Genomic DNA, 22,843 nt, shown 5'->3' with positions numbered 1-22,843 from the left:
GGATGGCTTTCTTTGATACACTAACTGTCACACACGGCTGTGTAACAACCTCTGGAAACCCGCGCCAGGCTTGAATTTGAATATGGCTGGTGGCTCCCCATCAGCCACCCCAAGTCATCAAAAGCGCTGCAATCAAAAGATTGCAGCGCTTTTTTCTTATGCGCGTGGTGTTTACCAATTTCAGTTAGATCATGAATTGAGCACGGCTTGGCGTTGTACAAGGCCAAGCCGCCTACAAGAACAATGAGGCCACCTGCTCAGAATGGGAAAAATTCTGAAAGGGCTGGAAATGCATGAGAAGCACGCGCAAGAGACAGTTTTTGGGGTGGCCGACGGAGCCACTTACACGGCCGAGTTGTGCCTGAGCAAGGCAGGGCGTTACTACTTCGCGCAGATCCAAGTAGACGGCCATAACTTGCCTCTACCCGATGGCCATTGGCCTAACCGCGACGAAGCCATGGTCGCACTCTCCGATTTTGCTTCCGGTGCGCGCAAGCCGGATGAACCGCAGGTGGAAAGTACTACGAGAAGGTGATTTAGCTCGCCGAAGGGGCGAAATCAAGCATGCAAGAGGCCTGCACGAATCTTCATGCAGGTTTTCAGTTCAGATGTCTTCCAGCAAAGCATAAGGAAGCGTTCCTAACGCAAGGGTCACTCCCTCCGCGCCGCCTGCGCGCAGCGATTCGCCTGTGGAGGCGATTTGGAGGGACACCAGGGCATCCACTCCGCCATCTGGAGACGCTGCTGTTTGCACCACCACACCGCAAGGTTGTTCGCTGTCGCTGGCGGCGAAGACCTCCAATCCGACCGCAATGGGTTGGGCTGCGTGGGCGAGATAGGTGCGTCGTTTCAATGTGCCACGGAATTGACTGCGAGCCACGATCTCCTGGCCGGGATAGCAGCCTTTCTTGAAATTCACGCCTCCGATGGATTCGTAGTTCAACATTTGAGGCACGAACAAATCCACGAGGGGCGCTGTCAGGGTTGCCACGCCACTTTGGACTTCGCTCCACTCCCACAATCCGGGCGCGAGAAAATTCCCGACCGGCGCAGGTGCGGTGGACGGTGCCACCCACAGTGCGCGCGGCTGACCCACTGCCGGATACAGATGCACCACAGTGGCAACGTCCCGATCGGCTTTGGACCACGGTAAGGGTGGCTCACCCGCTGTCAGCGCGGTCACCGCATCCCCTGCCAAGCCATACAGGGCGAAATCTGCCGTGGCATCGCTCAACCGGGCCTTGGCACGCAGCACGAACATGGACAGCCGTTTGAGCGTGGGAGCGAGCAAGTCGCCACTGCAAATCAACAGCACTTCCGTGGCGCTGCGCTTGAAGCCGATGAAGCTGGCCTGCACCCGTCCCTTGGCGGTAAGGAATGCGGCCAATCGGGCCTGATCCATGCCCAGCAGCGCGAAATCCTGGGTGAGCTGGCCATGCAGGAATTTCGCTGCATCTTCCCCTTCCACGCGAATCACGCCGAGGTGGGGCAGGGGGGCTATGCCATTCAAGGGATAAGTCATGGCTGAATTATGATGCCCGGTTCCTTCCCTACAGGCTGCCAAGGTTGTGCGTCGTTTTTTCGCGTTGTTGCTAGTCATTGTTTGCTCCGCGACTGCGGCAGCGGTGTGGTGGTTGCACCAGCCCATGCCCGTTCGCAGCGGCGTGTCCTCCGCGCAACCGCTGGAGTTGGCGATCGAGCCGGGCACTACGCCCCGCGGTGTCGCGCGTGATGTGGTCGCCGCCGGTGTCGACGCCGATCCCCGTCTGCTCTACGCCTGGTTTCGCCTGTCCGGCCAGGACCGCCTGATCAAAGCCGGGAACTACGAAATTCCGACAGGTACCACCCCACGCGAGCTGCTGCAAAAACTCGTGCGTGGGGAAGAGGCTCTGCGCGCCGTCACCCTGGTAGAGGGATGGACCTTTCGGCAGGTCCGCCAGGCGCTGGCGCGGGAAGACCAGTTGAAGCCCGATACCAAAGGCCTCGCTGACGACGCCATCATGGCGCGCCTCGAGCGCCCGGGCGTGCCGGCGGAGGGCCGCTTTTTCCCCGATACCTACACCTATGCCAAAGGCAGCAGCGATTTGTCCGTGCTTCGCCGGGCGATGCATGCCATGGACCGGCGCCTGGAGGCGGCTTGGGCGCAACGTGCGGCGGACACGCCTTTGCGAAGCGCCGACGAAGCCCTCACCCTGGCGAGCATCGTGGAAAAGGAAACGGGCCGTTCTTCCGACCGCGCACAGATCGCGGGCGTCTTCAGCAACCGATTGAAGGCGGGCATGCTGCTTCAAACCGATCCCACCGTGATTTACGGTCTGGGTGAAAAATTCGACGGCAACTTGCGCCGACGTGACCTGCTTGCGGACACGCCCTGGAACACCTACACCCGTCCCGGCCTTCCCCCGACGCCCATCGCGATGCCGGGCAAAGCCTCGCTCATCGCTGCAGTCCAGCCCGAGAAGACCAACGCCTTGTATTTCGTTGCCCGAGGCGATGGGACCAGCCAGTTCAGCCCGACCCTCGATGAGCACAACCGTGCCGTCAACCGCTACCAGCGGGGGCAGCCTTGACCATGCCCCAACACGGCAGAAAGTCCACCATGGAGCCAGCGGGCCGGTTCATCACATTCGAAGGCATCGATGGTGCTGGCAAGTCATCGCATATCGACACCTTGGCTGCGGCCTTTCGGTGCCAAGGCCAAACCGTCACGGTCACTCGGGAACCCGGAGGCACGCCGCTGGCGGAAAAGATTCGCGCGCTTTTGCTGAATGACGCCATGGACGCTCTCACGGAGTCGCTGCTGGTGTTCGCGGGCCGCCGTGACCACCTGCGCTGCGTGATCGAGCCTGCATTGGCAAGGGGCGAGGTGGTGCTGTGCGACCGCTTCACGGATGCCACTTTCGCGTATCAGGGCGGCGGACGCGGCTTCGATGCGAAGGTGCTATCTATTTTGGAGCGCATCACCCAATCAGGTATTGCGCTGGAGCCTGAAAAAATGCGCGATCCTGATCTAACGATCTGGTTCGATCTTCCTCCGGAGATGGCCGCTGCACGCCTGGCCGATGCACGTGCTCCCGATCGCTTCGAATCGCAGCCTGCCGATTTTTTTGGCCGGGTGCGGCAGGGTTATGCCGAGCGCGCCTCGGCGGCGCCGCAGCGCTTCGTGCGCCTGGACGCAGGACAGCCCCGGGATGCGGTGTGGTCGCAATTGACCGGCTCGCTTGTTCAGCGAGGCTGGCTGCAGGCGGGCCCTTCAGACGTTGGCGCGGGTGCATCATGAGCCATCCTTCATTGATCGCCCCGTGGATCGCCGCGCAACGCCAGACGCTGCTGGCACAGCGGGGTCATGCGTGGCTGCTGAGTGGCCCGTCTGGACTAGGCCAATATGCGTTGGCCATGGAGTTGGTACGGGCCTGGTTGTGCGATACGCCCACAAATGATGGCGCATGTGGTCACTGCGGCAGTTGCCATGCAGTCGAGGTGAGAACGCATGCGGATCTTTGCGTACTCATGCCCGAAACGCAGATGATGGAGCGCGGCTGGCCATTGCCGGAGAAGGCGCAGTCTGAAATCGACGACAAGAAGCGCAAGGCCAGCCGCGAGATCCGAGTGGATGCCATGCGGGACGCCGTGCAGTTCGCGCAGCGTACTTCTGCCCGCGGGCGTGGCAAGGCTGTGCTCGTGTACCCCGCTGAGCAGATGAACAACGTCACGGCCAATGCGTTGCTCAAGACGCTGGAGGAGCCGGCAGGCGACGTGCGATTTGTGCTGGCCACCGAGGCGGCGCACCAATTGCTGCCCACCATCCGAAGCCGCTGCCTGGGGCACACGATGCAATGGCCCACCGAACCCGACATGGTGAATTGGCTGGTTCATCAAGGTTTGGAATCCGAAGCCGCCAGCGCATTTTTGCGGGCGTGTGGTGGTCGTCCCGATGACGCACTGAGCTTGGCCCGTGCCGGGCGCAGCCCGCAATCGTGGTCGCAACTGCCCAAGGCGGTCGCCAGGGGTGATGTCACCGTGTTAGCCGATGCGTCTCCTGCCCAGGCGGTGGACGCGTTGCAGAAACTTTGCCATGACCTGATGGCGTGCCGGGTCGGCGCGGCGCCACGCTACTTTGCAGTGGCGGACCTGCCGACGCCGCCGGGCCTCGGGCCGTTGAGCCGCTGGGCGAAGGCTTTGGCAAAAGAGGCACGTACCGCCGATCACCCCTTCAATGCGGGGCTCATGCTGGAAGCGCTTGTTGCCCAGGCGCGAAACACCCTACACTCGCGCCATTGAAGAAGACGCCCCAAGACCATGAGCAGCCCCTCTACCGCGCCCCGTCCCAGCGTCATGCAGCTGGCCATCAAGGAGAAGGCGGCTCTGTATGCGGCCTACATCCCCTTGTTTGCCGAAGGCGGCATCTTTGTACCGACGCAGCGCGAATACAAGCTGGGCGATGATGTCTACGTGCTGCTGACGTTGCCGGAAGACACGCAGCGTTATCCTGTCGCGGGGCGAGTGGCCTGGGTGACCCCCGCTCGGGCGGCCGGGAATCGGACACAGGGGGTCGGCATTCAGTTTCCGAGGGACGAAAAATCCCGCATTCTCAAGCTCAAGATCGAAGAGTTGCTGGGGACCAGCCTGGGATCGGATCGGCCGACACAGACCCTCTGAGCGCCCCGCGCCGTTGCCATGCCGACCGACTGCCGGTCGGCATTTTTGTTTGGATCGCGCATGTTCACAGATTCCCACTGCCATCTCACCTTTCCGGATTTGGTCTCCCAACTGCCAGCCATTCGCCAAGCCATGGCTGATGCCAGCGTGGATCGTGCGCTCTGCATCTGCACCACCCTGGAGGAGTTCTCCGATGTGCATGGGCTGGCCATGGCCTACGACAACTTCTGGAGCAGTGTGGGCGTGCATCCCGACAACGAAGGCATTGCCGAACCTTCCGAGCAGGATCTGCTCGATCGTGCTGCCTTGCCGAGGGTGATTGCCATCGGCGAGACCGGCCTCGATTACTACGGCATGGAAGACCGCAAGGGGGGACGCAGCATCGCCGATCTGGAATGGCAGCGTGATCGTTTCCGAACGCACATCCGTGCTGCCCGCGCGTGCGGCAAGCCCTTGGTCATCCACACGAGAAGCGCCTCGGACGACACCTTGGCCATCCTTCGCGAAGAGGGCGAGAACGGAGTCGGTAACCGTGCGGGTGGTGTGTTCCACTGTTTCACCGAGACTGCTGAAGTGGCTCGCGCAGCCCTCGAACTGGGCTACTACATTTCGTTTTCCGGCATCGTGACGTTCAAGAGCGCTCAGCATTTGCGGGATGTGGCGGCTTTCGTGCCCTTGGACCGGATGCTCATCGAAACCGACAGCCCCTACCTTGCGCCGGTGCCCTACCGTGGCAAGACCAATAACCCGTCCTACGTTCCCTTCGTGGCGCAGCAGTTGGCCGACGTCAAAGGGATGCCCGTGCAGGAGGTGGCGCTGGCCACGAGCCGCAATTTCGACACACTGTTCTTTTCTGGAGCCACCCTATCATGATGGTCCGTCGCCGAGTGCTCGCTTCCCTCGCTTTGGCCGCCGCGGCGCTGTGCAGCGCATGTGCCCACGCCGGTGCGTATGAGGATTTCTTTACCGCCGTATTGCGCGACGACGACTCCAGCATCAACTCATTGGTACGCCGGGGATTCGATCCGAATACGCGCAATCCGAAGGGTGAGGTCGCGCTCACGCTTGCGTTGAAAGAAGGCTCCATGCGCGCCTTTGCGGCGCTGATGGCGGCCAAGGGCATCAAGGTGGAAGAGCGGAACGTCAAGGATGAAAGCCCGTTGATGCTGGCAGCGATCAAGGGCAATGTCGAGGCGGCGCGCGCGCTCATTGCCAAGGATGCGGATGTCAACAAGACGGGGTGGACGCCTCTGCACTATGCGGCCTCCGGCACCACGCCGCAGCAGGCGGCCATCACCACGCTGCTGTTGGAAAACCATGCCTACATCGACGCCGCGTCCCCCAATGGCACCACGCCCTTGATGATGGCAGTGAGCTACGGCACGGCCGACGTGGCCAAGCTGCTGCTGGACGAAGGAGCGGACCCCACGCTGCGCAATCAGATCGGTCTGGGTGCCGCTGACTTCGCGCGGCGTGCCGACCGCAAGGACATGGAGGAACTTGTGGCAGAGGCCGTGCGCCGGCGGCAACCCCGCCGCGGGCAGTGGTAGGGCGGCGGAGCGTTTCGCCTTCGGTCAGGTCTCGAGCGCAGCGGAGGGTCAGTGCCCCCCAGGGCGGGCCTGGAGCCGGGCGTAGAGGCCGCCTTGGGCGATCAATTCAGCGTGCGTGCCTTGTTCGGCAATGCGTCCCCGCTCCATCACCACCACCCGGTCGGCATGCTCGATGGTGGACAGGCGGTGAGCGATCACGAGCGTGGTACGCCCCTGCATGAGGCGCTGCAGTGCGTCTTGCACCAGACGCTCTGATTCGGTATCCAGTGCCGATGTGGCTTCGTCCAGGATGAGGATCGGCGCATCCTTGTAAAGCGCTCGAGCGATGGCCAGGCGCTGGCGCTGCCCGCCCGACAGCTGCGTCGCGTTGTGCCCCACTACGGTGTGCATGCCGGAAGGCAGCGCCGCCACATGCTCGGCCAGGTTCGCGGCGGCCAGACAGTCCTGCACGCGCTGCTCATCGATTTCGCCGCCCAACGCCACGTTGGCTGCCACCGTGTCGTTGAACATCACCACGTCCTGGCTGACCATGGCAAATTGCGACCGCAGGGCTTGCAGGTTCCAGTGCGATACAGGCTGGCCATCCAGGAGGACCTGGCCGGCGCTCGGCGCGATGAAGCGGGGCAACAGGTTTACCAAAGTGGTTTTCCCGGCGCCGGACGGGCCTACGAGCGCCACGGTTTCTCCAGGGTGCACGGTCAGGTTCACGTGGTCCAGGGCCATGGCCTGCTCGTCGCCGAACGCCACGGTGACGTCTTCCAGGGTAATGGCTCCCGAGGTGCGCTCGGGCGCGTGGTCGCCTCCGTCCTCTGCCCGGGTGTCTCCCAGCAGGGCCAATCCGCGTTCGAGGGCCGCGACCCCCCGGGTCACGGGATTGGCCACGTCCGCCAGGCGGCGGATCGGTGCGATGAGCATGAGCATGGCGGTGATGAATGCCGCAAAGCCACCCACGGTCACATCACGGTCGCCGCTGGCATGGCTCTGCCAGAGCGCCACGCAAATCACGCCCGACAGGGCTGCAGCGGCGAGCAACTGGGTGAGGGGGGTCATCGCCGCCGAGGCGATGGTGGCCTTGATGGCCAGTCGCCGCAGGCTCTGGCTCAAAACACCGAAGCGCCGCGACTGGCTGGGTTGTGCCCCGTGCAGCCGAACCATGCGATGGGCCAGCACGTTTTCTTCCACCACATAGGCCAACTGGTCGGTCGCTTCCTGGCTGCTTTTGGTGATGCGGTAGAGCCGCCGGGACAGCGTCTTCATGATCCAGGCCACGCCCGGCACCACGATGGCGACGATGAGCGTGAGCTGCCAATTGAGGTAGAGCAGGTAACCCAGCAGCGCAATCAGGGTGAATCCGTCGCGAGACAGCCCCATCAGCGCCTGCACGAGCAGCGTGGCACCGGTCTGCACTTCGTACACCACGGTGTTGGACAGAGTGCTGGCCGACTGCCGCGTGAACAGCGCCATTTCGGCTGCGAGCAGGCGGTCGAAGAGCGCCTCGCGCAGCTTCATCATGCCTTCGTTAGCAATGCGGGCGAGGGCGTATTGACCCGCGAACTGCGCCAATCCCCGCACCAGAAACACACCCATGATGGCCAGCGGGACCATCCAGAGTTTCAAGGAGCCTTCGGTGAATCCCTGGTCGAGCAAGGGCTTGAGCAGGGCGGGAATGAGGGGCTCGGTGACCGCTCCGACCAGCGTGGCCAGCACGGCGAGGGTCCATGCGGAGCGCTGGTTGCCGAAATAAACGGAAAGCCGCCGGAGCCTGGCAGCCAGGGTGAGGCGGGCGGTTTGTTCGGAAGCCGGAAGGGGGCGGGGGTCTGGGGCGTGCATGAGGCGCGGATTCTACGTAGGACCGCATCCAAACCTCGCACAGTTTGTCACAGGGGTATCCCACCAGTGTGTAACATCCACGGTCTGTCCACCGGCATTTGCTCGGTATCCGATGGCTGCCAATGACTATTGACCGAAATCCATCCTCCATTCTTGCTGCGGCCCTGCCGCACCTCTCTCGCCGGCACGCTATCACCGCGCTGGTTTCTTCCTCCGCACTGCCCGCACTGGCCCAATTCAGGGTCGAGATCACCGGCGTGGGTTTGACCCAGCTTCCCTTTGCGATCTCGCCGTTCCGTGGCGAGGCGCAGTCCCCGCAAAAGATCTCGGCCATCATCCAGGCCGACCTGGAGCGCAGTGGCCAGTTCCGGGCGGTCGATTCTTCCGGACCAGCGCTCGACGAAACGTCGCGACCCGACGTCGCCCTGTGGAAGCAAAAGGGGGCGGAATCGCTCACGACCGGTAGCATCACGCGCTTGCCCGATGGTCGCTTCGACATCCGCTTTCGTTTGTGGGACGTGGTGCGCGGCCAGGACCTCGGTGGCCAGAGCTTCGTGGTCACGCAGGGCGACCTGCGTCTGGTGGCCCACCGCATCGCTGATTTCATCTACGAAAAGCTCACGGGCCAGCGCGGCGTGTTCTCGACCCGCATCGCGTATGTGACCAAGTCCGGCCCGCGCTACAGCCTCTGGGTGGCCGATGCGGACGGAGAGAACGCGCAATCGGCGTTGTCCAGCCCGGAACCCATCATTTCACCGGCCTGGTCTCCTAGCGGTGGGCAATTGGCTTATGTGTCTTTCGAGTCGCGCAAGCCGGTCGTCTATGTGCACGATGTGGCCTCAGGCCGGCGCCGCCTGATCGCCAACTTCAGGGGTTCCAACAGCGCGCCTGCATGGTCTCCCGACGGCCGCACGCTCGCCGTGACCCTGAGCCGTGACGGTGGCTCGCAGCTTTACACCATCGATGCCAATGGCGGGGAGCCGCGTCGGCTTATGCAGAGCACCGGCATCGATACCGAGCCCATGTTCTCGAGCGATGGCCGGAGCATCTACTTCGTGAGCGACCGGGGCGGTGCGCCGCAGATCTACAAGGTCGGCACCTCGGGCGGCAATGCCGAGCGTGTGACGTTCACCGGTTCCTACAATATTTCCCCCAGCATCAGCCCCGACGGCAAGTGGTTGGCTTACGTCTCGCGCATAGGCGGTGCGTTCAAGTTGCACGTCATGGATCTGGCGACGGGTACGGCCACGGCCGTGACTGACACCACTGCGGATGAAAACCCCAGCTTTGCGCCCAACAGCCGCCTGATCGTCTACGCGACGCAGCAACAAGGCCGTGAAGCGCTCATGACGACCACGCTGGACGGCAAGATCAAGGCACGCTTGGCCGGGCAGGGCGGTGATATCCGCGAGCCCGACTGGGGCCCGTTCCAAAAACAGTGACCGTCATCTTTCGATTTTTTGATCATTTGGACTTGAGGAGTATTTCAATGAACCGCTTTCCCTTCAAACGCATTTCCGCCATCTTCATCGCAGCAGCCATCGTGGCCGGCTGCAGCTCCGGCGTGAAGCTGGAAGACGTGCCTGTCGAAGACAAGGGCGCCACGTCGACGATGCCAGGCAATGCCGGCGCCAACCCCAACGGCGCTTCGCAAAGCGGTGTCGCTCCCGTGGACCTGAGCCAGTCGGCGCGCGATGGCGCAGGCCCTGTCGGCGTGAGCCGCATCGTGTACTTCGACTACGACAGCTATGCGGTCAAGCCGGAGTTCCAGTCGCTGATCGAGCAGCACGCCCGTTTCATCAAGGCAGGCCAGAACCGCAAGGTCATGATCGAAGGCCACACCGACGAACGTGGCGGCCGCGAATACAACTTGGCCCTTGGCCAAAAGCGCGCAGAAGCGGTGCGCCGTTCGCTCGCCTTGCTGGGCGTGTCGGAAGCGCAAATGGAAGCCGTGAGCTTCGGCAAGGAAAAGCCTGCGGCACAGGGCAGCACGGAAGACGTGTACGCCCAGAATCGCCGCGTTGAGCTGTCTTACCGTTGATGAGCGCGCAGATGGTGGTTCCCCGCAAGGCACTTGCCCTGCTGGCCTTGGCCCTGTCGGCGGCTTTCGCTCCGGCAAGCCACGCCGCGCTGTTCGAGGATGAAGAAGCACGCCGCGCCATTCTGGAATTGCGCCAGCGTGTGGACACGCTGCAACAGGCCAACCAGCGTGCGGGTGACGATCTTCGCCGCTCTGGCGACGAGACTTCCCAGATGCGCCGAAGCCTGCTAGATCTGCAAACGCAGATCGAAACCCTGCGGACCGAGCAGGCCAATCTGCGTGGGCAGAACGAGCAGTTGCTGCGGGATGTCTCGGAGTTGCAGCGCCGTCAGAAAGACATCGCCCAAGGCGTTGACGAACGGCTGCGCCAGTTCGAACCTGCCAAGGTCACGATGGATGGTCAGGAGTTCCAGGCCGATCCCGCCGAAAAGCGGGATTTCGATGCGGCATTGGCGGTCTTTCGCACCGGCAAGTTTCCGGATGCCGTGAGCGCATTCGGAAATTTCCTGAAGCAATACCCGCGCAGCGGCTATGTACCTTCGGCGAGGTTCTGGCTGGGCAATGCCCAATACGCCACACGCGATTACAAGGAAGCCATCAACAACTTCAAGGCCTTGTTGGCTGCTGCACCTGACCATTCACGCGCTCCGGAGGCCGCGTTGTCGATCGCCAACTGCCAGATCGAGTTGAAGGACACTCGCGCCGCCCGCAAGACGCTGGAAGATCTGATCCGCGTCTATCCCCAGTCCGAAGCGGCTGGAGCGGCCAAAGAACGCTTGTCGCGCCTGAAGTGAGTGGCGCGGTAGAGCCTTCGGCAGAAATCCATTCGCACGTCCATGCGATGCCGGATGCCAACACCGCCGATCTCCAGCGCCGCTTCGGCGGCCTGGAGCGGCTGTATGGCGTGGACGGCGCCGAGCGCATTCGCAACGCGCATGTGGCCGTGGTGGGCATTGGCGGCGTGGGCTCCTGGACTGCGGAAGCGCTGGCGCGCAGCGGTGTCGGGCGCCTCACTTTGATCGACCTGGATCAGGTTGCGGAGTCGAATATCAACCGCCAAATCCATGCCCTGTCCAGCACGGTGGGCCAGGCCAAGGTCGAAGCCATGCGAGACCGCATTGGACAGATCAATCCTGACTGCCAGGTGACGTGCATCGAGGAGTTTGCGGATGCCGGCAACTGGCCGGCCTTGTTGCCGCATGGAGTCGATGCGGTGGTGGATGCCTGCGACCAGGTCAAGACCAAGGCGCTGATCGCTGACTGGGCGATTCGCGGTAAGCATCGGCTGGTGGCGGTGGGTGCTGCAGGCGGCAAACGGCTGGCACACAAGGTGGACATCGACGATCTGTCGAACACCACGCACGATCCGCTGCTCGCCCAGATGCGTTACCGGCTGCGCAAACACTATGGTGCTGCGAAAGAGGGGCGCCGCATCGGTGTCCAGTGCGTGTTCAGCCGGGAAGCGGTGGCACCTCCCCATGCGTCATGTGATATCGCCGGCGATGGTGACGGTTCACTCAATTGCCATGGCTATGGCTCGGTGGTGGCGGTGACCGCCACGTTTGGCCAATGCGCTGCCGGATGGGTCTTGGACATGCTGGCAACCGTGCCAAAGCGGTAGATCCGCCTGGAAAAGACGCTATAATTCGAGGCTTTGCTGCATGGGTTCCATGCCGATGTGGCAAAGGTTGGGACGTTAGCTCAGTTGGTAGAGCAGCGGACTTTTAATCCGTTTGTCGTGGGTTCGACCCCCGCACGTCCCACCAGATCATGCGAAGCGCTGCAGCTGTTCCAGTTGCAGCGCTTTTTGCTTTGTATGGGTGTGATGGGCTTTCTTCTGCAGCGGGCGACCAGTGCCCGTTTAGCGGCGACTGAAACTGTGCGTTTCGCACTCGAACCTGCTGTTGCAATGTCGCGCCGAACTCAGCCTCTGGTGCGCGACGTTGCTGCGTTTCGCCTGCTAGAGTCTCGGCACGGAGGTCATATATGAATACCAAGGGACTCGCCATGGTGGCCATGGTGCTGTGCGGCTGGACGCTATCGAGTACAGCGCAGGTTCATCGGTGCGCAGATGCCACAGGCAAGCTCACGTATTCCGATCAGCCCTGCCAGGCAGGCCAGGCGGGTGCACAGATCGAACAGCGTAAAACGGCGGAAGTGTTGCAGCAGGAACGGACGGAGGCGGCTCGGGCCCATCAGCTGAAGGCGCAACAGCAGCGCGCCGAACAGGACGCGCAACGCCGTCCCACTCCAACGACTTCACCAGCGCCGACTGTCATGGCGCAAACGCAGCCCACCGCCGAGTGCCGTGCCGCGCAAAAGGAGTTGGAGTTTGTCTCCAGTATCCGCACCCTGTCTGGTGCAGAAAAGCGTTCACGCATGAACGCCGCGATCAGCGGAGTGAATGCCTCATGCGGTACGCAGACACCGCTCATTCAGGAACCACCACTCCCTGTGATCCGGCAGATCGTCATGACGCACTGCGACACCAAGTTCTGCTACGACGATCGGGGTGCCGCTTATGGCCGAAGCGGGAACGGTGTGCTGACGGCGCCGGATGGACAGACGTGTACCGGGGCCGGCATGGCCTGGACATGCCAATGAAGATGCGTCGTCCGGTTTGACGGAGGGGGGGCGCCACGCCGGTTGACCATTCATTGCACGGCGTTTGCGATGCCCTGCATGAGTGCGGGTGCGATCGCATTCAGCGCTTTCCTTTGGCCTTGAAGTGAATCGTTCGCGCATCGAATCGCCACGGTGCGAATGAAAGCGGCGGCACAAAAAAGGCAGCCCGCACAAGGCGGGCTGAAACTTGCTCAAGAGCAAGAAAGGGAGGTGTCGACAGGGAGTGTCGACAGGTCAATATTAGGCGCTGTTGGCCCCCATGTTGTCCCACTGCATGGAAAGTGGAGGATTGGTGCAAAATGGCGGGTTGACCTCGACGGCGCACGGGGCGGTGCGCAAAAGTCAAGCGCTTGCCTAGCGTCGATCACCCTTGCCAGCCCCGTTGCTGCAAACGCTCAACCCTCAAGAAAACTGGCGCGAAGGCGCGTCCGCATGGCTCATTTGCACGCGGGCCTCGTGTGCTTGATGTGCCTGCTGCGGCAGCAGCGCGGGATTGGCACCCTGTACATCATCCGGTGCATCCGGCATGCACACTTGCCGGAGATCCGCCAATTTTCCAACCGGTTCTTCCCACATGGTGGTTACCTACCGATTCGCCAAATAGGAACGCACCGCCTGCGCAGAATTGCCCACGGCTTTTACCGCGATGCGCAACTCTTCCTCGGTGCAATTCAGAGACCGGGCCCAGTCGCGCACCTCATAGTCCTCGGCCAGGCTGATGAGCTTGCGGTCTTGCGCAGTTTTCGTGGCGTCGTCCGACATGCGTGGCTCCTGATGGAATGAGACCGCCATGCTAGGTCTGCCGCTCCCGGGCTTCGCGTAGGACGATTGCCGCAGGACAATGCCATAGACCCCGATGGCCATGGGCGGCGGTCAAGGCCTGCGTTGCGGGGCCAGTTGAATGGTGCCGATGCCCTGCGGCGTTTCGCGCGCGGTCAGCCAGTGGATCCACAGGCCGCGAAGCCACGCCCCCATGTAGAGGACGCTGACGGCGAAGATGCCCCATTGGCCCGCCGTCCAGCTGGCATAGAACCAGAAGGGCTGGCCCAGCATGCCGAAGATGCAGGCCCAGCGCCGGCGTTCCTCGTGGCGCGATTGAGATAGCCACGCCGCGGCGGCGCCCAGCAAGGCGATGGCGATTTGGTCGAAGCCCATGGGTGTGGGAATGGGTGGGGAAAGTATGGGCAACAACGGCGGTTCATCCCGCCAGATGGACGTCGAAGTACGCGCTTTCCGCCTCGCCCAAACCCTGGAACGCGGCTTGGCGCGCCGCGGTACTGGCTTTGCCCCATTGCCGCAGCAAGGCGAGATCGGCGGGTGGCACCACTTCTGGCGGCGACTCTTCCAGGCTGCGCAGCGTGTCCAGTGCCGCGGCGACCTGGGCGGCGGAGCCGAAGGCCTTTTCCATCGCCTTGGCATAGCGGCGTTCCGCGTTGTTGCGCTCGCGTTCGGGCAGGTTTTCCGGATAGTCGCGCAGGGTGACCGTGTAGGTGAGCTCTTCCGTTTCCATGGCGTACTCCTTGGGTTGATGCTGTATGAATTTACAGTATTTTGACGCAACTTTCATCCGGGTTTTTAGTGCCCGACCCTTGGAAGCGCTGGTCCTACACCTGCCCGGCCATGTGCGGCATACGCTGGCAGCTTCCTTTTCAGGAGCGAAAAAAATGGCATACGACAAATTGACGCCCGAGCAGGATCGCCAGCGCGATCAGGGCCATTTCAACCTCTATGGAATGCGCGACGACGCGCGCGGCCGTGGCGAAGTGGACGGCGAGAACCGGGGCGATGGCGAAGGTCCCCGGCACTTCGGAGCCAGCGGTGACGAATCCACGTACGCCAACCGCGCGCCGGAAGACGCGGTGCATGAGCATCCCACCGGCCCGATCGCCGCCGTCGATGCCTCCGGCTCGGCACGCGGCCTGGGTCTGGACTACGGAGGCGATGCGCACAAGGAACCCCGGTTGTCCTCACGCCAGGGTGCGGCGCTGATCGGCGAGCTCGATGACCGAAAGAAGACGGAATAGGGCTTGCTGCATGCTGCCGGCGCCTGTTTCTCCGCTGCAGCGGCCCAGCCGACCCCAACGTTTTCACTGTCCCTTGAAAGGCCATCGATGCACGCGTCCTCCATCCCCATTCCGACCCCGACCACCCCGCAGCCTCCGCTGGACACGCCGCCCCAGCCCGCCTGGACGCCTGTGCCCCCCGTCGAAGACCCCCCCGGAGGCGATGGGCCGCCCGTGCAGGAGCCGCCGCCTCACCACTGAGCCGGTACGGCGCGCCGCAGCCTAGTGCAGGTCTTGAGCCCGATCGGCTTTTACCGCTTTATCCACGCCTTTATTTGCTATGAAAAAGTAGCGCCTGACGGCGCTCAAGGCCGGTGTTCCATGACCAGGGAATACATCGTCTGGGCCGCGACCGACAGGCTGCGGTCCCGGCGCCGCACTAGGTAGATCTGGCGGGTCAGCCCTGGCAATGCCAGCGGCCGCGTCACCAGCCCGGGTTGGTCGAAGTGGAACAGCGTGAGCGTGGGCACCACGCTGATGCCCAGGCCCGCGCGCACCATGCCCATCACGGTGGCGAGCTGTTCCACTTCCATGAGCGTGTTCATCGCCTGCGGGTGCAGCGCTGCCTCCAGGTACTGGCGCACGCTGCTGGTTCGCGCCAGATGCACGAAAGGGAATGCTGCCAGGTCGGCGGGTTGCAGCGCAACGACCTTGCCGCCATGGCGCCGGCGGCGCGCGAGCGGATGGTCGGCGCGGCACACCAAGTGAAAGCCGTCGCTGCTGAACGGTTCGGCCTGCAGTTCCGGCGTATCGGCCCGGATGGCGGCCAACGCGAAATCGGCCTTGCCCGTGGCCACCCGCTCGATGCAGGGTTCCGACAGCACATCGGCGATGTCCAGTTCGATGCCGGGATGGGCCGCGCGGTACGCCGCCAGCACGCCGGGCAGCCAGCCCGCCGCGAGCGAGGGCAGCAGGGCGATCGCCACGCGCCCCCGGCGCAGCGTGGCGGTGTCGTGCACGGCGGCGAAGGCGTTGTCGACCTCGGCCCGGATGCGGCGCGCGGACTCCAGAAAATCCTCACCTTCCGCCGTCAGGGCCACATGGCGCGTGCTGCGGTCGAACAGCCGCAGTCCCATCGCATCTTCCAGCGTGCGGATGAGGGCGCTGAAGGCGGGCTGCGACAAGTGGCAGTGCGCGGCCGCCCGCGTGAAGCTGCGCTGGCCGGCCAGGGCGAGAAAGGCATCGATCTGCCGTGTGGAGATATTCATTGAAGATTCGGATGAATTGATCCTGATTATCTATTTCACAGAATAACGCGCGGGGCCTACATTGGCCGGCAGGAGACAACCATGGCCCCCCCAAAAAACCTGCTGGTCGGCTGCGCCGCCGGCTTCTCGGGCGACCGCACCGATGCCGCCGCCCCCGTGGTGCAGGCCCTCATCGCCAGCGGCCAGCCCGCGGTACTGATTTTCGAAACCCTGGCCGAGCGCACCCTGGCCCTGGCCCAACTGGCCCGGCGCGCCAACCCGGACGCCGGCTACGAGCCGCTGCTCGACGACCTGCTGCGCCCCGTGCTGGCGCAGTGCCTGCAGCACGGCATTCGCATCGTGAGCAATTTCGGCGCGGCCAATCCGCTGGGTGCCGCGCACCGCATCCAGCAATTGGCCCAAGCGCTGGGCGCGCGCCGCCCCCGCATCGCCGTGGTGCAGGGCGACGACCTGAGTGGGGACGGGCACCGTGCCGTGCTGGCCCAGGCGCTGGGCGCAGCCCTGCCCACCGACCCCATCGTGAGCGCCAATGCGTACATCGGCGCGCAGCCGATCGCCGACGCGCTGCGCGCAGGCGCCGACATCGTGGTGTGCGGCCGCGTGGCGGACCCCTCGCTGGTGCTGGGGCCGGCCCTGGCGCACTTCGGCTGGGCCTCGGACGACTGGGACCGGCTGGCGCGCGCCACCATGGCCGGGCATCTGCTGGAATGCGGCTCGCAGGTCACCGGCGGGTATTTCGCCGACCCGGGCTACAAGGACGTGCCGGGCATGGCGCAACTGGGCTACCCCATCGCCGAGATCGACGCCGATGGCCACTGCACCATCGCCAAGCCCGCGGGCACAGGCGGGCGCATCGACGAGCGCACGGTGAAGGAGCAGCTGCTGTACGAACTGCACGACCCGGCCGCTTACCTCACGCCCGATGTGGTGGCCGACATCACCACCGCGCGCGTGCTGCCGGCCGGCACCGACCGTGTGCGGCTGGAAGGGGTGAGCGGCCATGCGCGGCCACCGTCGCTCAAGGTGAATGTGTGCTTCGAATCCGGCTGGTTCGCCGAGGGCGAGATTTCCTATGCCGGAGCGCGAGCCGAAGCGCGCGCGCGGCTGGCGGGCGAGGTCCTGCGCGAGCGCCTGGCCGGCGTCGCGCCGCTGCGCATCGACCTGATCGGGGTGACCAGCGTGTTCGGCGACGACGCCGGGCACTGGCGGGACGCGGCTGCGGCCGGCGATGCCCGCGATGTGCGCCTGCGCGTGGCGTTGCAGCACCGGGAGCACTCCAGCGCCCAGCGCCTGGTGCGTGAGGTGACGGCCCTGTACTGCTGCGGCCCGGCGGGCGGCGGCGGCGTGCGCACCGCGATGCGACCACGCCTGGGCACGGTGTCGTGCCTGGTGCCGCGCGAGTCCGTGGCCGTGGGCCACGTGATGCTGGATTGATGCTGAGCCCCGAGGAACCCGCCATGACCACCGCCACCCCTTCGATCCCTGCATCGGCCGCCGCGCCATCTTCCGCTTCGGCCTCCGCTGCCGCCACCGCCGCGCCCTTGACCGTGCCCCTGTACCGCCTCGCGCACAGCCGCACGGGCGACAAAGGCAACCGCTCCAACATCAGCGTGATCGCCTGGCATCCCGCACTGTGGGAGGTGCTGATCGCGCAGGTCACCGAGGCTGCCGTGGCGCGCCAGTTCGCGCTGCGCCGGCCCAGCCGCGTTGCGCGCTACCTGCTGCCGAACCTGCACGCCATGAACTTCGTCATTGACGACGTGCTGGACGGCGGCGTGAACGATGCGCTCAACCTCGACAGCCACGGCAAGGCGCTGTCGTTCCTGCTGCTCGACCTGCCCGTCGAGGTGCCTGCCGCGCTCGTTGAACACCTGGCGGGTCCGCCCGGGTGACGCCTTTCGAATGCCGCAGCCGGCCATGCGCCGGGCCCGCGGTCCTGCATCGCTTTTTCCATAACCACACAGGAGACGACATGAACCCCTTTTTCCAACCCCAGCCTCGCCCCGAGCCGCACCGGCATGTCTCGCACCGGCATGCCTCGCGCCGCCATGCGCTCGTCGCCACCGTGGCGGCGGTTCTGGGCCTGGCGGTGGCCGGGCCGGCCGCTGCCCAGGCCCCGGCCTATCCGTCCAAGCCCATCACCTTCGTTGTGCCGTTCGCGGCGGGCAGCGCCACCGACCAGCTCGCGCGCGCCATCGGCCAGTCCGTGACCACCGACACCAAGCAGGCAGTGGTGGTCGACAACAAGGCCGGAGCCAGCGGCATGATCGCCGCGCAGGCCGTGGCCAAGGCCGCGCCGGACGGCTACACGGTGCTCATCACCACCAACACCACGCACGCCGCCAACGAGCACCTGTACAAAAAGCTGTCCTATGACCCGGTGAAGGATTTCGTGCCGGTCACCGGCCTGGGCAAGGGCGGCCAGGTGCTGGTGGTGAACGCCGCGGCGCCCTACAAGAACGTGGGCGAGCTGATCGCGGCGGCCAAGAAGAGCCCGGGCAAGCTCAGCTTCGGCAGCGGCAGTTCGTCCAGCCGCGTCGCGGGGGAGATGCTCAAGCAACTGGCCGGCGTGGACATCCTGCACGTGCCCTACAAGAGCAACCCCCTGGCCATCACCGACCTGCTAGGCGGGCAGATCGATCTGATGATCACCGACACCTCCACGGGCGTGCCTCAGATCAAGGCCGGCAAGCTGCGCGCGCTGGGCTATTCGACGAAAAAGCGCGGTGCGCAACTGCCCGACGTGCCCACCATCGAGGAGGCCGGCGTGAAGGGCTACGACATGGGGTACTGGTTCGCCGCCTATGTGCCGGCGGGCACGCCGGCCCCCGTGGTGGCGCGGCTCAACGAACTGCTCGGTCAGGCCACCAAGAGCGCGGCGGCCCAGTCGTTCTACGACATGGCGGGCTCCGAGGCCTGGACCACCACCTCCGACGAACTCGCGAAGTTCCAGGCCGCCGAGACCCAGAAATGGGGCCAGGTCATCAAGGCCGCGGGCATCCAGCCCGAATAGGTTCTCGCCCCCTCACGGCCCATCGGGCCGCGCCCTGAAGACGCGCACGTCCCCGCCGCAGCGCACGGCGGGGTGGGCACAGCCTTGCCCTGCACCGACGACAACACCCAAGAACCTTCCGGAGACAAGACCATGACATTCCCGTCCTTCGCGATTTACCCGCTGGTTCGCCCCCGGCTGCGCGCCATGGCGCCCGTGCTGGCCGCAGCGCTGCTGGCCGCCTGCGGCGGCAGCGATTCCCCGCCCGCGGCCTCCGCCCCGCAGATGCGCCTGTCCATCACGGCCACCGAGGACGTCGCGGGCACCTACGGCAGCGTGGGCGCCTACGAGAAACTGACCGGCACCCTGCGCGGCGAGGTCGATCCCGCCGACCCGCGCAATGCGGTGATCCAGGACCTGCAGCTGGCCCCCGTCAATGCGCGCGGCATGGTGGAGTACAGCGCCGACTTCGTGATGCTCAAGCCCAAGGACATGGCCCGCGCCAGCGGCGTGCTGCGCTACGACGCACCCAACCGCGGCAACATCCTCACGCAGCCCAACCCGGCCGCGACGCCGGGCGATGCGGTGTACTTCGAGCGGGGCTACGTGATGCTGTATTCGGCTTGGCAGGGCGATGTGCCCAAGAGCACGCCCGCTCGCCTGACCGTGACGGTGCCCGTGGCCCGGAACCAGGACGGCAGCACCATCACCGGCCCGTACCGCGCCGAACTCGTGCCCACGGCCTCCGTGGCTGCCATGGCGCTGCCGGGCGGCGTGTTCAACGGCACCATGATCCCGTACGAGCCCGCCAGCCTGGACAACACCCAACCCGGCTATTCGCTCACCCGCCGGCGCAACGAGACGGATGCGCGCGAGCCCGTGCCCTCGGGCCAGTGGAAGTTCGCCACCTGCGATGCGGCCGCCAACCCGTTTCCGGGCACGCCCAACCCGGCCAGCGTGTGCCTGCAGGGTGGCTTCGATCCGCAGTACCTGTACGAGCTGATCTATGTGGCGAAAGACCCCAAGGTCATGGGCGTGGGCCTGGCGGCGCTGCGCGACACGGTGAGCTTTTTCCGCAGCGCGGCGGCCGATGCCGACGGCCGGGCCAACCCGGTCGCCGGCCGCATCCAGTCCACGCTGGGGCAGGGCACCTCGCAGTCGGGCAATGCGATGAAGACCTTCCTGCACCTTGGCTTCAACCAGTCGCTGCGCGGCGGCAAGGTGTTCGACGGCATGTTCGCCCACGTGGCCGCGCGCCAGACCCACATCAACACGCGCTTTGCCGTGCCGGGCGGCGGCGGCGGGCTGCGCACCGACCACACGGCCTTCGGCCAGACGGCGCCGCGCGGGCTGGACAAGGACTACAGCGACGAGGTGAGCGGCCGGCAAGGCGGCGTGATGAAGCGCTGCGCGGCCACCGACACCTGCCCGAAGTTCTTCCTGGGCCTGTCGGGCACCGAGTTCTGGCAGCTGCAGGGCTCGCCGGTGCTGACGGATGCCAACGGCCTGCGCGACCTCGCCCAGCCCGCCAATGCGCGCATCTACTACTACGCCAGCACGCAGCACGGCGGCACGGGCGGCACCGAAAGCATCAGCTACGCGCCCACGCGCAATGTCTACCCGGCCGGCACGGTGGTGCACTTCACCGACACCTTCCGCGCGCTGTTCATCGCGCTGGAAGACTGGGTGGTGCGCGGCACCGAGCCGCCAGCCAGCCAGGTGCCCAAGGTGGCCGACGGCACGCTGGTGCCGCCCGCGAAGCTCGTGTATCCGGCCATGCGGGGATTGACTTGGAGCGTGGGCGGCACGCCGACCGCCATCCCGGCGTTCGACTACCTGGCGCGCTACAACGGCTTCTCGCTGCTGGACTTCGGGCCGCAGTACGTGCCGCAGGACGAGTCCGGCATCGCCACGCTGCAGCCGCCGCGCGCCGTGGGCCGCGACTACGCCATCCTGGTGCCGCAGGTGGACCCGTCTACCGGGCTGGCCCGCGCCGGCATTCAGAGCGTGGAAGCGCGCGCCCCGCTGGGCACGAGCATCGAGTTCAACTACGTGGCCACGCCGGGCATCACCGACCTGTCCAACCTCACCGGCAGCTTCATTCCCTTCCACAAGACGCGCGCCGCGCGGCTGGCGGCGGGCGATGCGCGGCCTTCGCTGGAAGAGCTGTACGGCACGCAGGCCGGCTACGTGGCCGCGGTCACCCAGGCGGCCGATGCACTGGTGGCCGGGCGCCTGCTGCTGCGGCGCGATGCCGATGCGCTGGTGGCCAAGGCCAGGGCGTCTTCCGTGCTTCCCTGACGCGGAAGGATGGCGGGGCGGTAGTTTGAAAGAAAAAGTGCCGATGCCCTAGTCATCATTGCCTCCATTGCTATTGATTTAATAGCAATCGGTGGCGGCGCCGGTGGGTCCATCTCGGCACAGCCCGCCGGCCAGCGCGCCCACGGTGCGCAGGGCCTCGTCGAAGCGCGCCGCGGCCGGGTGGCCGCAGTTGATGCGCACGCAGTGCGAGAAGCGCCGGTCGGTGGAAAAGAGGTGCCCCGGTGCCAGGCTGATGCCCCGGCCCAGCGCCGCGCGGTGCAGGGCCAGTGCATCCACGGACTGGGGCAGCTCCACCCACAGGAAATACCCGCCGTCCGGCCGCGACACGCGCGTGCCCGGCGGAAAGTGCTCGGCGATCAGAGCCCGTGCGCGCACCTGCTGGCGCGCCAGCGTGCCGCGCAACTGGCGCAGGTGCCGGTCGTAGCCGCCCTGGTCCAGGTATTCCGACAGCGCCTGCTGCGACGGCGTGGCGGTCGAGAGCGTGGTCATCAGCTTCAACCGCTGCACCGCGCCGGCGAAGCGGCCCGCGGCCACCCAGCCCACGCGGTAGCCGGGCGCCAGGCATTTGCTGAACGAACTGCAGTGCAGCACCTGGCCCCCGGTGTCGAAGGCCTTGGCCGGCGGCGGGCGGCGCGGGGCGAAGTGCAGCTCGCCGTACACGTCGTCCTCGATCAGCGGAACGCCGTGGCGGGCCAGCAGCGCCACCAGAGCCTCCTTGCGCTCCTCGGGCAGGGTGCTGCCCAGCGGGTTCTGGAACGTGGGCATTAGCCAGCAGGCCTTGACGGGGTGCGCGCGCAGCGCGCGTTCCAGGGCGCCCAGGTCGATGCCTTCGCGCGGGTGGGTGGTGATCTCCACCGCGCGCAGCCGAAGCCGCTCCAGCGCCTGCAGCGCCGCGTAGAAGGTGGGCGACTCCAGCACCACGATGTCGCCCGGCTGCGTGATGGCCTCCAGGCACAGGTTGAGCGCCTCCATCGCGCCGTTGGTGGTCACGATCTCGGCCGCATCCACCGCCATGCCGTGCAGGCCGTAGCGCAGCGCGATCTGCTGGCGCAACCGCTCGTCGCCCGGCGCCAGGTTCTGCACGATGGCGGCCGGGTCCAGCCGGCGCATGCCGCTGGACAGGCAGCGCGCCAGCCGCACCAGCGGAAAGAGCTCAGGGCCCGGAAAAGCCGACCCGAGCGGCACAAGGTGCGGCTCGCGCGCCGATCCCAGCACGTCGAACACCAAGTCGCTGATCTCCACGCCGCGCGAGCCGTCGTTCGGCGCAGAAGGCTGGGGCTCGGCCGGGACGCGGTCCGTGGCGGACGGCTGCCGGTGGCTCACGTAGTAGCCCGAGCGCGGCCGCGCATGCACCAGGCCCTGCGCTTCCAGCAGGTCGTAGGCCGCGAACACGGTCGATGGGCTGATGCCCCGGGCCCGGCTGGTTTCCCGCACCGAGGGCATGCGGTCGCCCGCGCGCAGGGCGCCGCTGTGGATCAACTGGGCAAGGGCGTCGGCGTGGCGTTCGTAGCGTTTCATGGACGGGAGCGGACCGGGGAGGGGTGGTGGATGGA

At 65.5% G+C, this 22,843-nt stretch carries 25 protein-coding genes and 1 tRNA gene; 18 read left to right on the top strand and 8 right to left on the bottom strand.

The window, feature by feature from the left end:
- Positions 1-262: 262 nt before the first annotated feature.
- Positions 263-535, top strand: a complete 273-nt coding sequence (locus AVAK2825_RS20245; RefSeq protein ID WP_284402262.1) for a hypothetical protein — start codon at positions 263-265, stop codon at positions 533-535.
- Positions 536-604: 69 nt separating this feature from the next.
- On the opposite strand, the gene ygfZ is transcribed toward AVAK2825_RS20245, so the two are convergent.
- On the bottom strand, positions 605-1,522 hold the full coding sequence (ygfZ, locus tag AVAK2825_RS20240; protein WP_284402260.1) for a CAF17-like 4Fe-4S cluster assembly/insertion protein YgfZ: 918 nt from the start codon (positions 1,520-1,522) through the stop codon (positions 605-607).
- A gap of 46 nt (positions 1,523-1,568) precedes the next feature.
- On the opposite strand from ygfZ, the gene mltG reads away from it, so the two are divergent.
- Genes mltG through AVAK2825_RS20210 form a run of 6 tightly spaced genes read left to right on the top strand, consistent with a single transcriptional unit; the run spans position 1,569 to position 6,209 of the window.
- Positions 1,569-2,570: an endolytic transglycosylase MltG gene (mltG, locus tag AVAK2825_RS20235; protein WP_284402259.1), complete on the top strand. Its 1,002-nt coding sequence runs from the start codon at positions 1,569-1,571 to the stop codon at positions 2,568-2,570.
- A gap of 29 nt (positions 2,571-2,599) precedes the next feature.
- Positions 2,600-3,280, top strand: a complete 681-nt coding sequence (tmk, locus tag AVAK2825_RS20230) for a dTMP kinase (RefSeq protein WP_284402266.1) — start codon at positions 2,600-2,602, stop codon at positions 3,278-3,280.
- On the top strand, positions 3,277-4,281 hold the full coding sequence (locus tag AVAK2825_RS20225; protein ID WP_284402258.1) for a DNA polymerase III delta subunit-related protein: 1,005 nt from the start codon (positions 3,277-3,279) through the stop codon (positions 4,279-4,281). The genes tmk and AVAK2825_RS20225 overlap by 4 nt, the downstream gene beginning before the upstream one ends.
- Positions 4,282-4,299: 18 nt before the next feature.
- Positions 4,300-4,659, top strand: coding sequence for a PilZ domain-containing protein (locus AVAK2825_RS20220; RefSeq protein WP_272568678.1), 360 nt, complete (start codon positions 4,300-4,302; stop codon positions 4,657-4,659).
- A 60-nt stretch (positions 4,660-4,719) separates the two neighbouring features.
- Positions 4,720-5,532, top strand: a complete 813-nt coding sequence (locus AVAK2825_RS20215) for a TatD family hydrolase (protein WP_284402257.1) — start codon at positions 4,720-4,722, stop codon at positions 5,530-5,532.
- Positions 5,529-6,209: an ankyrin repeat domain-containing protein gene (locus AVAK2825_RS20210; protein WP_284402256.1), complete on the top strand. Its 681-nt coding sequence runs from the start codon at positions 5,529-5,531 to the stop codon at positions 6,207-6,209. Before AVAK2825_RS20215 ends, AVAK2825_RS20210 begins: the two co-directional genes overlap by 4 nt.
- Before the next feature lie 48 nt (positions 6,210-6,257).
- Here the strand turns inward: AVAK2825_RS20210 and msbA are convergent, their stop codons facing one another.
- Complete coding sequence (gene msbA / locus AVAK2825_RS20205; protein ID WP_284402255.1) at positions 6,258-8,039, bottom strand: lipid A export permease/ATP-binding protein MsbA; 1,782 nt, start codon at positions 8,037-8,039, stop codon at positions 6,258-6,260.
- Positions 8,040-8,161: 122 nt separating this feature from the next.
- Here msbA and tolB point away from each other — a divergent pair, with 122 nt between their 5' ends.
- The 6 genes from tolB (at position 8,162) to AVAK2825_RS20175 (ending at position 12,684) form a co-directional block, all read left to right on the top strand.
- Positions 8,162-9,481 carry a Tol-Pal system beta propeller repeat protein TolB gene (tolB, locus tag AVAK2825_RS20200; RefSeq protein WP_284402254.1) on the top strand — a complete coding sequence of 440 codons (1,320 nt, stop codon included), beginning with the start codon at positions 8,162-8,164 and terminating at the stop codon, positions 9,479-9,481.
- 47 nt (positions 9,482-9,528) lie between these two features.
- Positions 9,529-10,080 carry a peptidoglycan-associated lipoprotein Pal gene (pal, locus tag AVAK2825_RS20195; RefSeq protein WP_284402253.1) on the top strand — a complete coding sequence of 184 codons (552 nt, stop codon included), beginning with the start codon at positions 9,529-9,531 and terminating at the stop codon, positions 10,078-10,080.
- Positions 10,080-10,874, top strand: coding sequence for a tol-pal system protein YbgF (gene ybgF / locus AVAK2825_RS20190; protein WP_502870570.1), 795 nt, complete (start codon positions 10,080-10,082; stop codon positions 10,872-10,874). The genes pal and ybgF overlap by 1 nt, the downstream gene beginning before the upstream one ends.
- A 47-nt stretch (positions 10,875-10,921) precedes the next feature.
- Positions 10,922-11,701 carry a tRNA threonylcarbamoyladenosine dehydratase gene (locus AVAK2825_RS20185; RefSeq protein WP_284402249.1) on the top strand — a complete coding sequence of 260 codons (780 nt, stop codon included), beginning with the start codon at positions 10,922-10,924 and terminating at the stop codon, positions 11,699-11,701.
- 69 nt (positions 11,702-11,770) lie between these two features.
- Positions 11,771-11,846 (top strand) — tRNA-Lys (locus AVAK2825_RS20180).
- Positions 11,847-12,066: 220 nt separating this feature from the next.
- Positions 12,067-12,684, top strand: coding sequence for a DUF4124 domain-containing protein (locus AVAK2825_RS20175; RefSeq protein ID WP_284402247.1), 618 nt, complete (start codon positions 12,067-12,069; stop codon positions 12,682-12,684).
- Positions 12,685-13,107: 423 nt separating this feature from the next.
- Here the strand turns inward: AVAK2825_RS20175 and AVAK2825_RS20170 are convergent, their stop codons facing one another.
- The 4 genes from AVAK2825_RS20170 to AVAK2825_RS20155 all read right to left on the bottom strand — a co-directional run bounded on the left by AVAK2825_RS20170 (position 13,108) and on the right by AVAK2825_RS20155 (position 14,215).
- Positions 13,108-13,281 (bottom strand): hypothetical protein, encoded by a 174-nt coding sequence (locus AVAK2825_RS20170; RefSeq protein WP_284402245.1) that lies wholly within the window; start codon positions 13,279-13,281, stop codon positions 13,108-13,110.
- 9 nt (positions 13,282-13,290) lie between these two features.
- Positions 13,291-13,467 (bottom strand): DUF3606 domain-containing protein, encoded by a 177-nt coding sequence (locus AVAK2825_RS20165; RefSeq protein WP_284402243.1) that lies wholly within the window; start codon positions 13,465-13,467, stop codon positions 13,291-13,293.
- Positions 13,468-13,578: 111 nt separating this feature from the next.
- Complete coding sequence (locus AVAK2825_RS20160; RefSeq protein WP_284402241.1) at positions 13,579-13,860, bottom strand: hypothetical protein; 282 nt, start codon at positions 13,858-13,860, stop codon at positions 13,579-13,581.
- 43 nt (positions 13,861-13,903) lie between these two features.
- Entirely contained in the window at positions 13,904-14,215 is a 312-nt protein-coding gene (locus AVAK2825_RS20155) for a hypothetical protein (protein ID WP_284402239.1), read from the bottom strand.
- Positions 14,216-14,369: 154 nt separating this feature from the next.
- On the opposite strand from AVAK2825_RS20155, the gene AVAK2825_RS20150 reads away from it, so the two are divergent.
- Positions 14,370-14,729 (top strand): hypothetical protein, encoded by a 360-nt coding sequence (locus tag AVAK2825_RS20150; RefSeq protein WP_284402237.1) that lies wholly within the window; start codon positions 14,370-14,372, stop codon positions 14,727-14,729.
- A 344-nt stretch (positions 14,730-15,073) separates the two neighbouring features.
- On the opposite strand, the gene AVAK2825_RS20145 is transcribed toward AVAK2825_RS20150, so the two are convergent.
- A complete protein-coding gene (locus tag AVAK2825_RS20145) occupies positions 15,074-15,976 on the bottom strand; it encodes a LysR family transcriptional regulator (RefSeq protein ID WP_284402235.1) in 903 nt (300 codons plus the stop codon).
- Positions 15,977-16,057: 81 nt separating this feature from the next.
- Here AVAK2825_RS20145 and AVAK2825_RS20140 point away from each other — a divergent pair, with 81 nt between their 5' ends.
- From AVAK2825_RS20140 to AVAK2825_RS20125, 4 genes are all read left to right on the top strand, one after another.
- Positions 16,058-17,410, top strand: a complete 1,353-nt coding sequence (locus AVAK2825_RS20140; RefSeq protein WP_284402233.1) for an acyclic terpene utilization AtuA family protein — start codon at positions 16,058-16,060, stop codon at positions 17,408-17,410.
- Between the two features lie 23 nt (positions 17,411-17,433).
- Positions 17,434-17,868, top strand: coding sequence for an AtuA-related protein (locus AVAK2825_RS20135; RefSeq protein ID WP_284402231.1), 435 nt, complete (start codon positions 17,434-17,436; stop codon positions 17,866-17,868).
- An 80-nt stretch (positions 17,869-17,948) separates the two neighbouring features.
- On the top strand, positions 17,949-18,989 hold the full coding sequence (locus AVAK2825_RS20130) for a Bug family tripartite tricarboxylate transporter substrate binding protein (RefSeq protein ID WP_284402229.1): 1,041 nt from the start codon (positions 17,949-17,951) through the stop codon (positions 18,987-18,989).
- Between the two features lie 186 nt (positions 18,990-19,175).
- Positions 19,176-21,269 carry an alpha/beta hydrolase domain-containing protein gene (locus AVAK2825_RS20125; RefSeq protein WP_284402265.1) on the top strand — a complete coding sequence of 698 codons (2,094 nt, stop codon included), beginning with the start codon at positions 19,176-19,178 and terminating at the stop codon, positions 21,267-21,269.
- A gap of 78 nt (positions 21,270-21,347) precedes the next feature.
- Here the strand turns inward: AVAK2825_RS20125 and AVAK2825_RS20120 are convergent, their stop codons facing one another.
- Positions 21,348-22,808 (bottom strand): aminotransferase-like domain-containing protein, encoded by a 1,461-nt coding sequence (locus AVAK2825_RS20120; protein WP_284402227.1) that lies wholly within the window; start codon positions 22,806-22,808, stop codon positions 21,348-21,350.
- Positions 22,809-22,843 lie beyond the last annotated feature (35 nt).

The organism is Acidovorax sp. SUPP2825, assembly GCF_030158995.1.
GTDB lineage: Bacteria > Pseudomonadota > Gammaproteobacteria > Burkholderiales > Burkholderiaceae_C > Paracidovorax.
This window is presented reverse-complemented; position numbering and strand designations above follow the sequence as displayed.

Bases quoted from the DNA above. Each gene is read 5' to 3' on its own strand.
- AVAK2825_RS20245 (WP_284402262.1), top strand. From the start codon at position 263: ATGGGAAAAATTCTGAAAGGGCTGGAAATGCATGAGAAGCACGCGCAA.
- ygfZ (WP_284402260.1), bottom strand. From the start codon at position 1,522: ATGACTTATCCCTTGAATGGCATAGCCCCCCTGCCCCACCTCGGCGTG.
- tmk (WP_284402266.1), top strand. From the start codon at position 2,600: ATGGAGCCAGCGGGCCGGTTCATCACATTCGAAGGCATCGATGGTGCT.
- AVAK2825_RS20225 (WP_284402258.1), top strand. From the start codon at position 3,277: ATGAGCCATCCTTCATTGATCGCCCCGTGGATCGCCGCGCAACGCCAG.
- AVAK2825_RS20220 (WP_272568678.1), top strand. From the start codon at position 4,300: ATGAGCAGCCCCTCTACCGCGCCCCGTCCCAGCGTCATGCAGCTGGCC.
- AVAK2825_RS20215 (WP_284402257.1), top strand. From the start codon at position 4,720: ATGTTCACAGATTCCCACTGCCATCTCACCTTTCCGGATTTGGTCTCC.
- AVAK2825_RS20210 (WP_284402256.1), top strand. From the start codon at position 5,529: ATGATGGTCCGTCGCCGAGTGCTCGCTTCCCTCGCTTTGGCCGCCGCG.
- msbA (WP_284402255.1), bottom strand. From the start codon at position 8,039: ATGCACGCCCCAGACCCCCGCCCCCTTCCGGCTTCCGAACAAACCGCC.
- tolB (WP_284402254.1), top strand. From the start codon at position 8,162: ATGACTATTGACCGAAATCCATCCTCCATTCTTGCTGCGGCCCTGCCG.
- pal (WP_284402253.1), top strand. From the start codon at position 9,529: ATGAACCGCTTTCCCTTCAAACGCATTTCCGCCATCTTCATCGCAGCA.
- ybgF (WP_502870570.1), top strand. From the start codon at position 10,080: ATGAGCGCGCAGATGGTGGTTCCCCGCAAGGCACTTGCCCTGCTGGCC.
- AVAK2825_RS20185 (WP_284402249.1), top strand. From the start codon at position 10,922: ATGCCGGATGCCAACACCGCCGATCTCCAGCGCCGCTTCGGCGGCCTG.
- AVAK2825_RS20175 (WP_284402247.1), top strand. From the start codon at position 12,067: ATGAATACCAAGGGACTCGCCATGGTGGCCATGGTGCTGTGCGGCTGG.
- AVAK2825_RS20170 (WP_284402245.1), bottom strand. From the start codon at position 13,281: ATGTGGGAAGAACCGGTTGGAAAATTGGCGGATCTCCGGCAAGTGTGC.
- AVAK2825_RS20165 (WP_284402243.1), bottom strand. From the start codon at position 13,467: ATGTCGGACGACGCCACGAAAACTGCGCAAGACCGCAAGCTCATCAGC.
- AVAK2825_RS20160 (WP_284402241.1), bottom strand. From the start codon at position 13,860: ATGGGCTTCGACCAAATCGCCATCGCCTTGCTGGGCGCCGCCGCGGCG.
- AVAK2825_RS20155 (WP_284402239.1), bottom strand. From the start codon at position 14,215: ATGGAAACGGAAGAGCTCACCTACACGGTCACCCTGCGCGACTATCCG.
- AVAK2825_RS20150 (WP_284402237.1), top strand. From the start codon at position 14,370: ATGGCATACGACAAATTGACGCCCGAGCAGGATCGCCAGCGCGATCAG.
- AVAK2825_RS20145 (WP_284402235.1), bottom strand. From the start codon at position 15,976: ATGAATATCTCCACACGGCAGATCGATGCCTTTCTCGCCCTGGCCGGC.
- AVAK2825_RS20140 (WP_284402233.1), top strand. From the start codon at position 16,058: ATGGCCCCCCCAAAAAACCTGCTGGTCGGCTGCGCCGCCGGCTTCTCG.
- AVAK2825_RS20135 (WP_284402231.1), top strand. From the start codon at position 17,434: ATGACCACCGCCACCCCTTCGATCCCTGCATCGGCCGCCGCGCCATCT.
- AVAK2825_RS20130 (WP_284402229.1), top strand. From the start codon at position 17,949: ATGAACCCCTTTTTCCAACCCCAGCCTCGCCCCGAGCCGCACCGGCAT.
- AVAK2825_RS20125 (WP_284402265.1), top strand. From the start codon at position 19,176: ATGGCGCCCGTGCTGGCCGCAGCGCTGCTGGCCGCCTGCGGCGGCAGC.
- AVAK2825_RS20120 (WP_284402227.1), bottom strand. From the start codon at position 22,808: ATGAAACGCTACGAACGCCACGCCGACGCCCTTGCCCAGTTGATCCAC.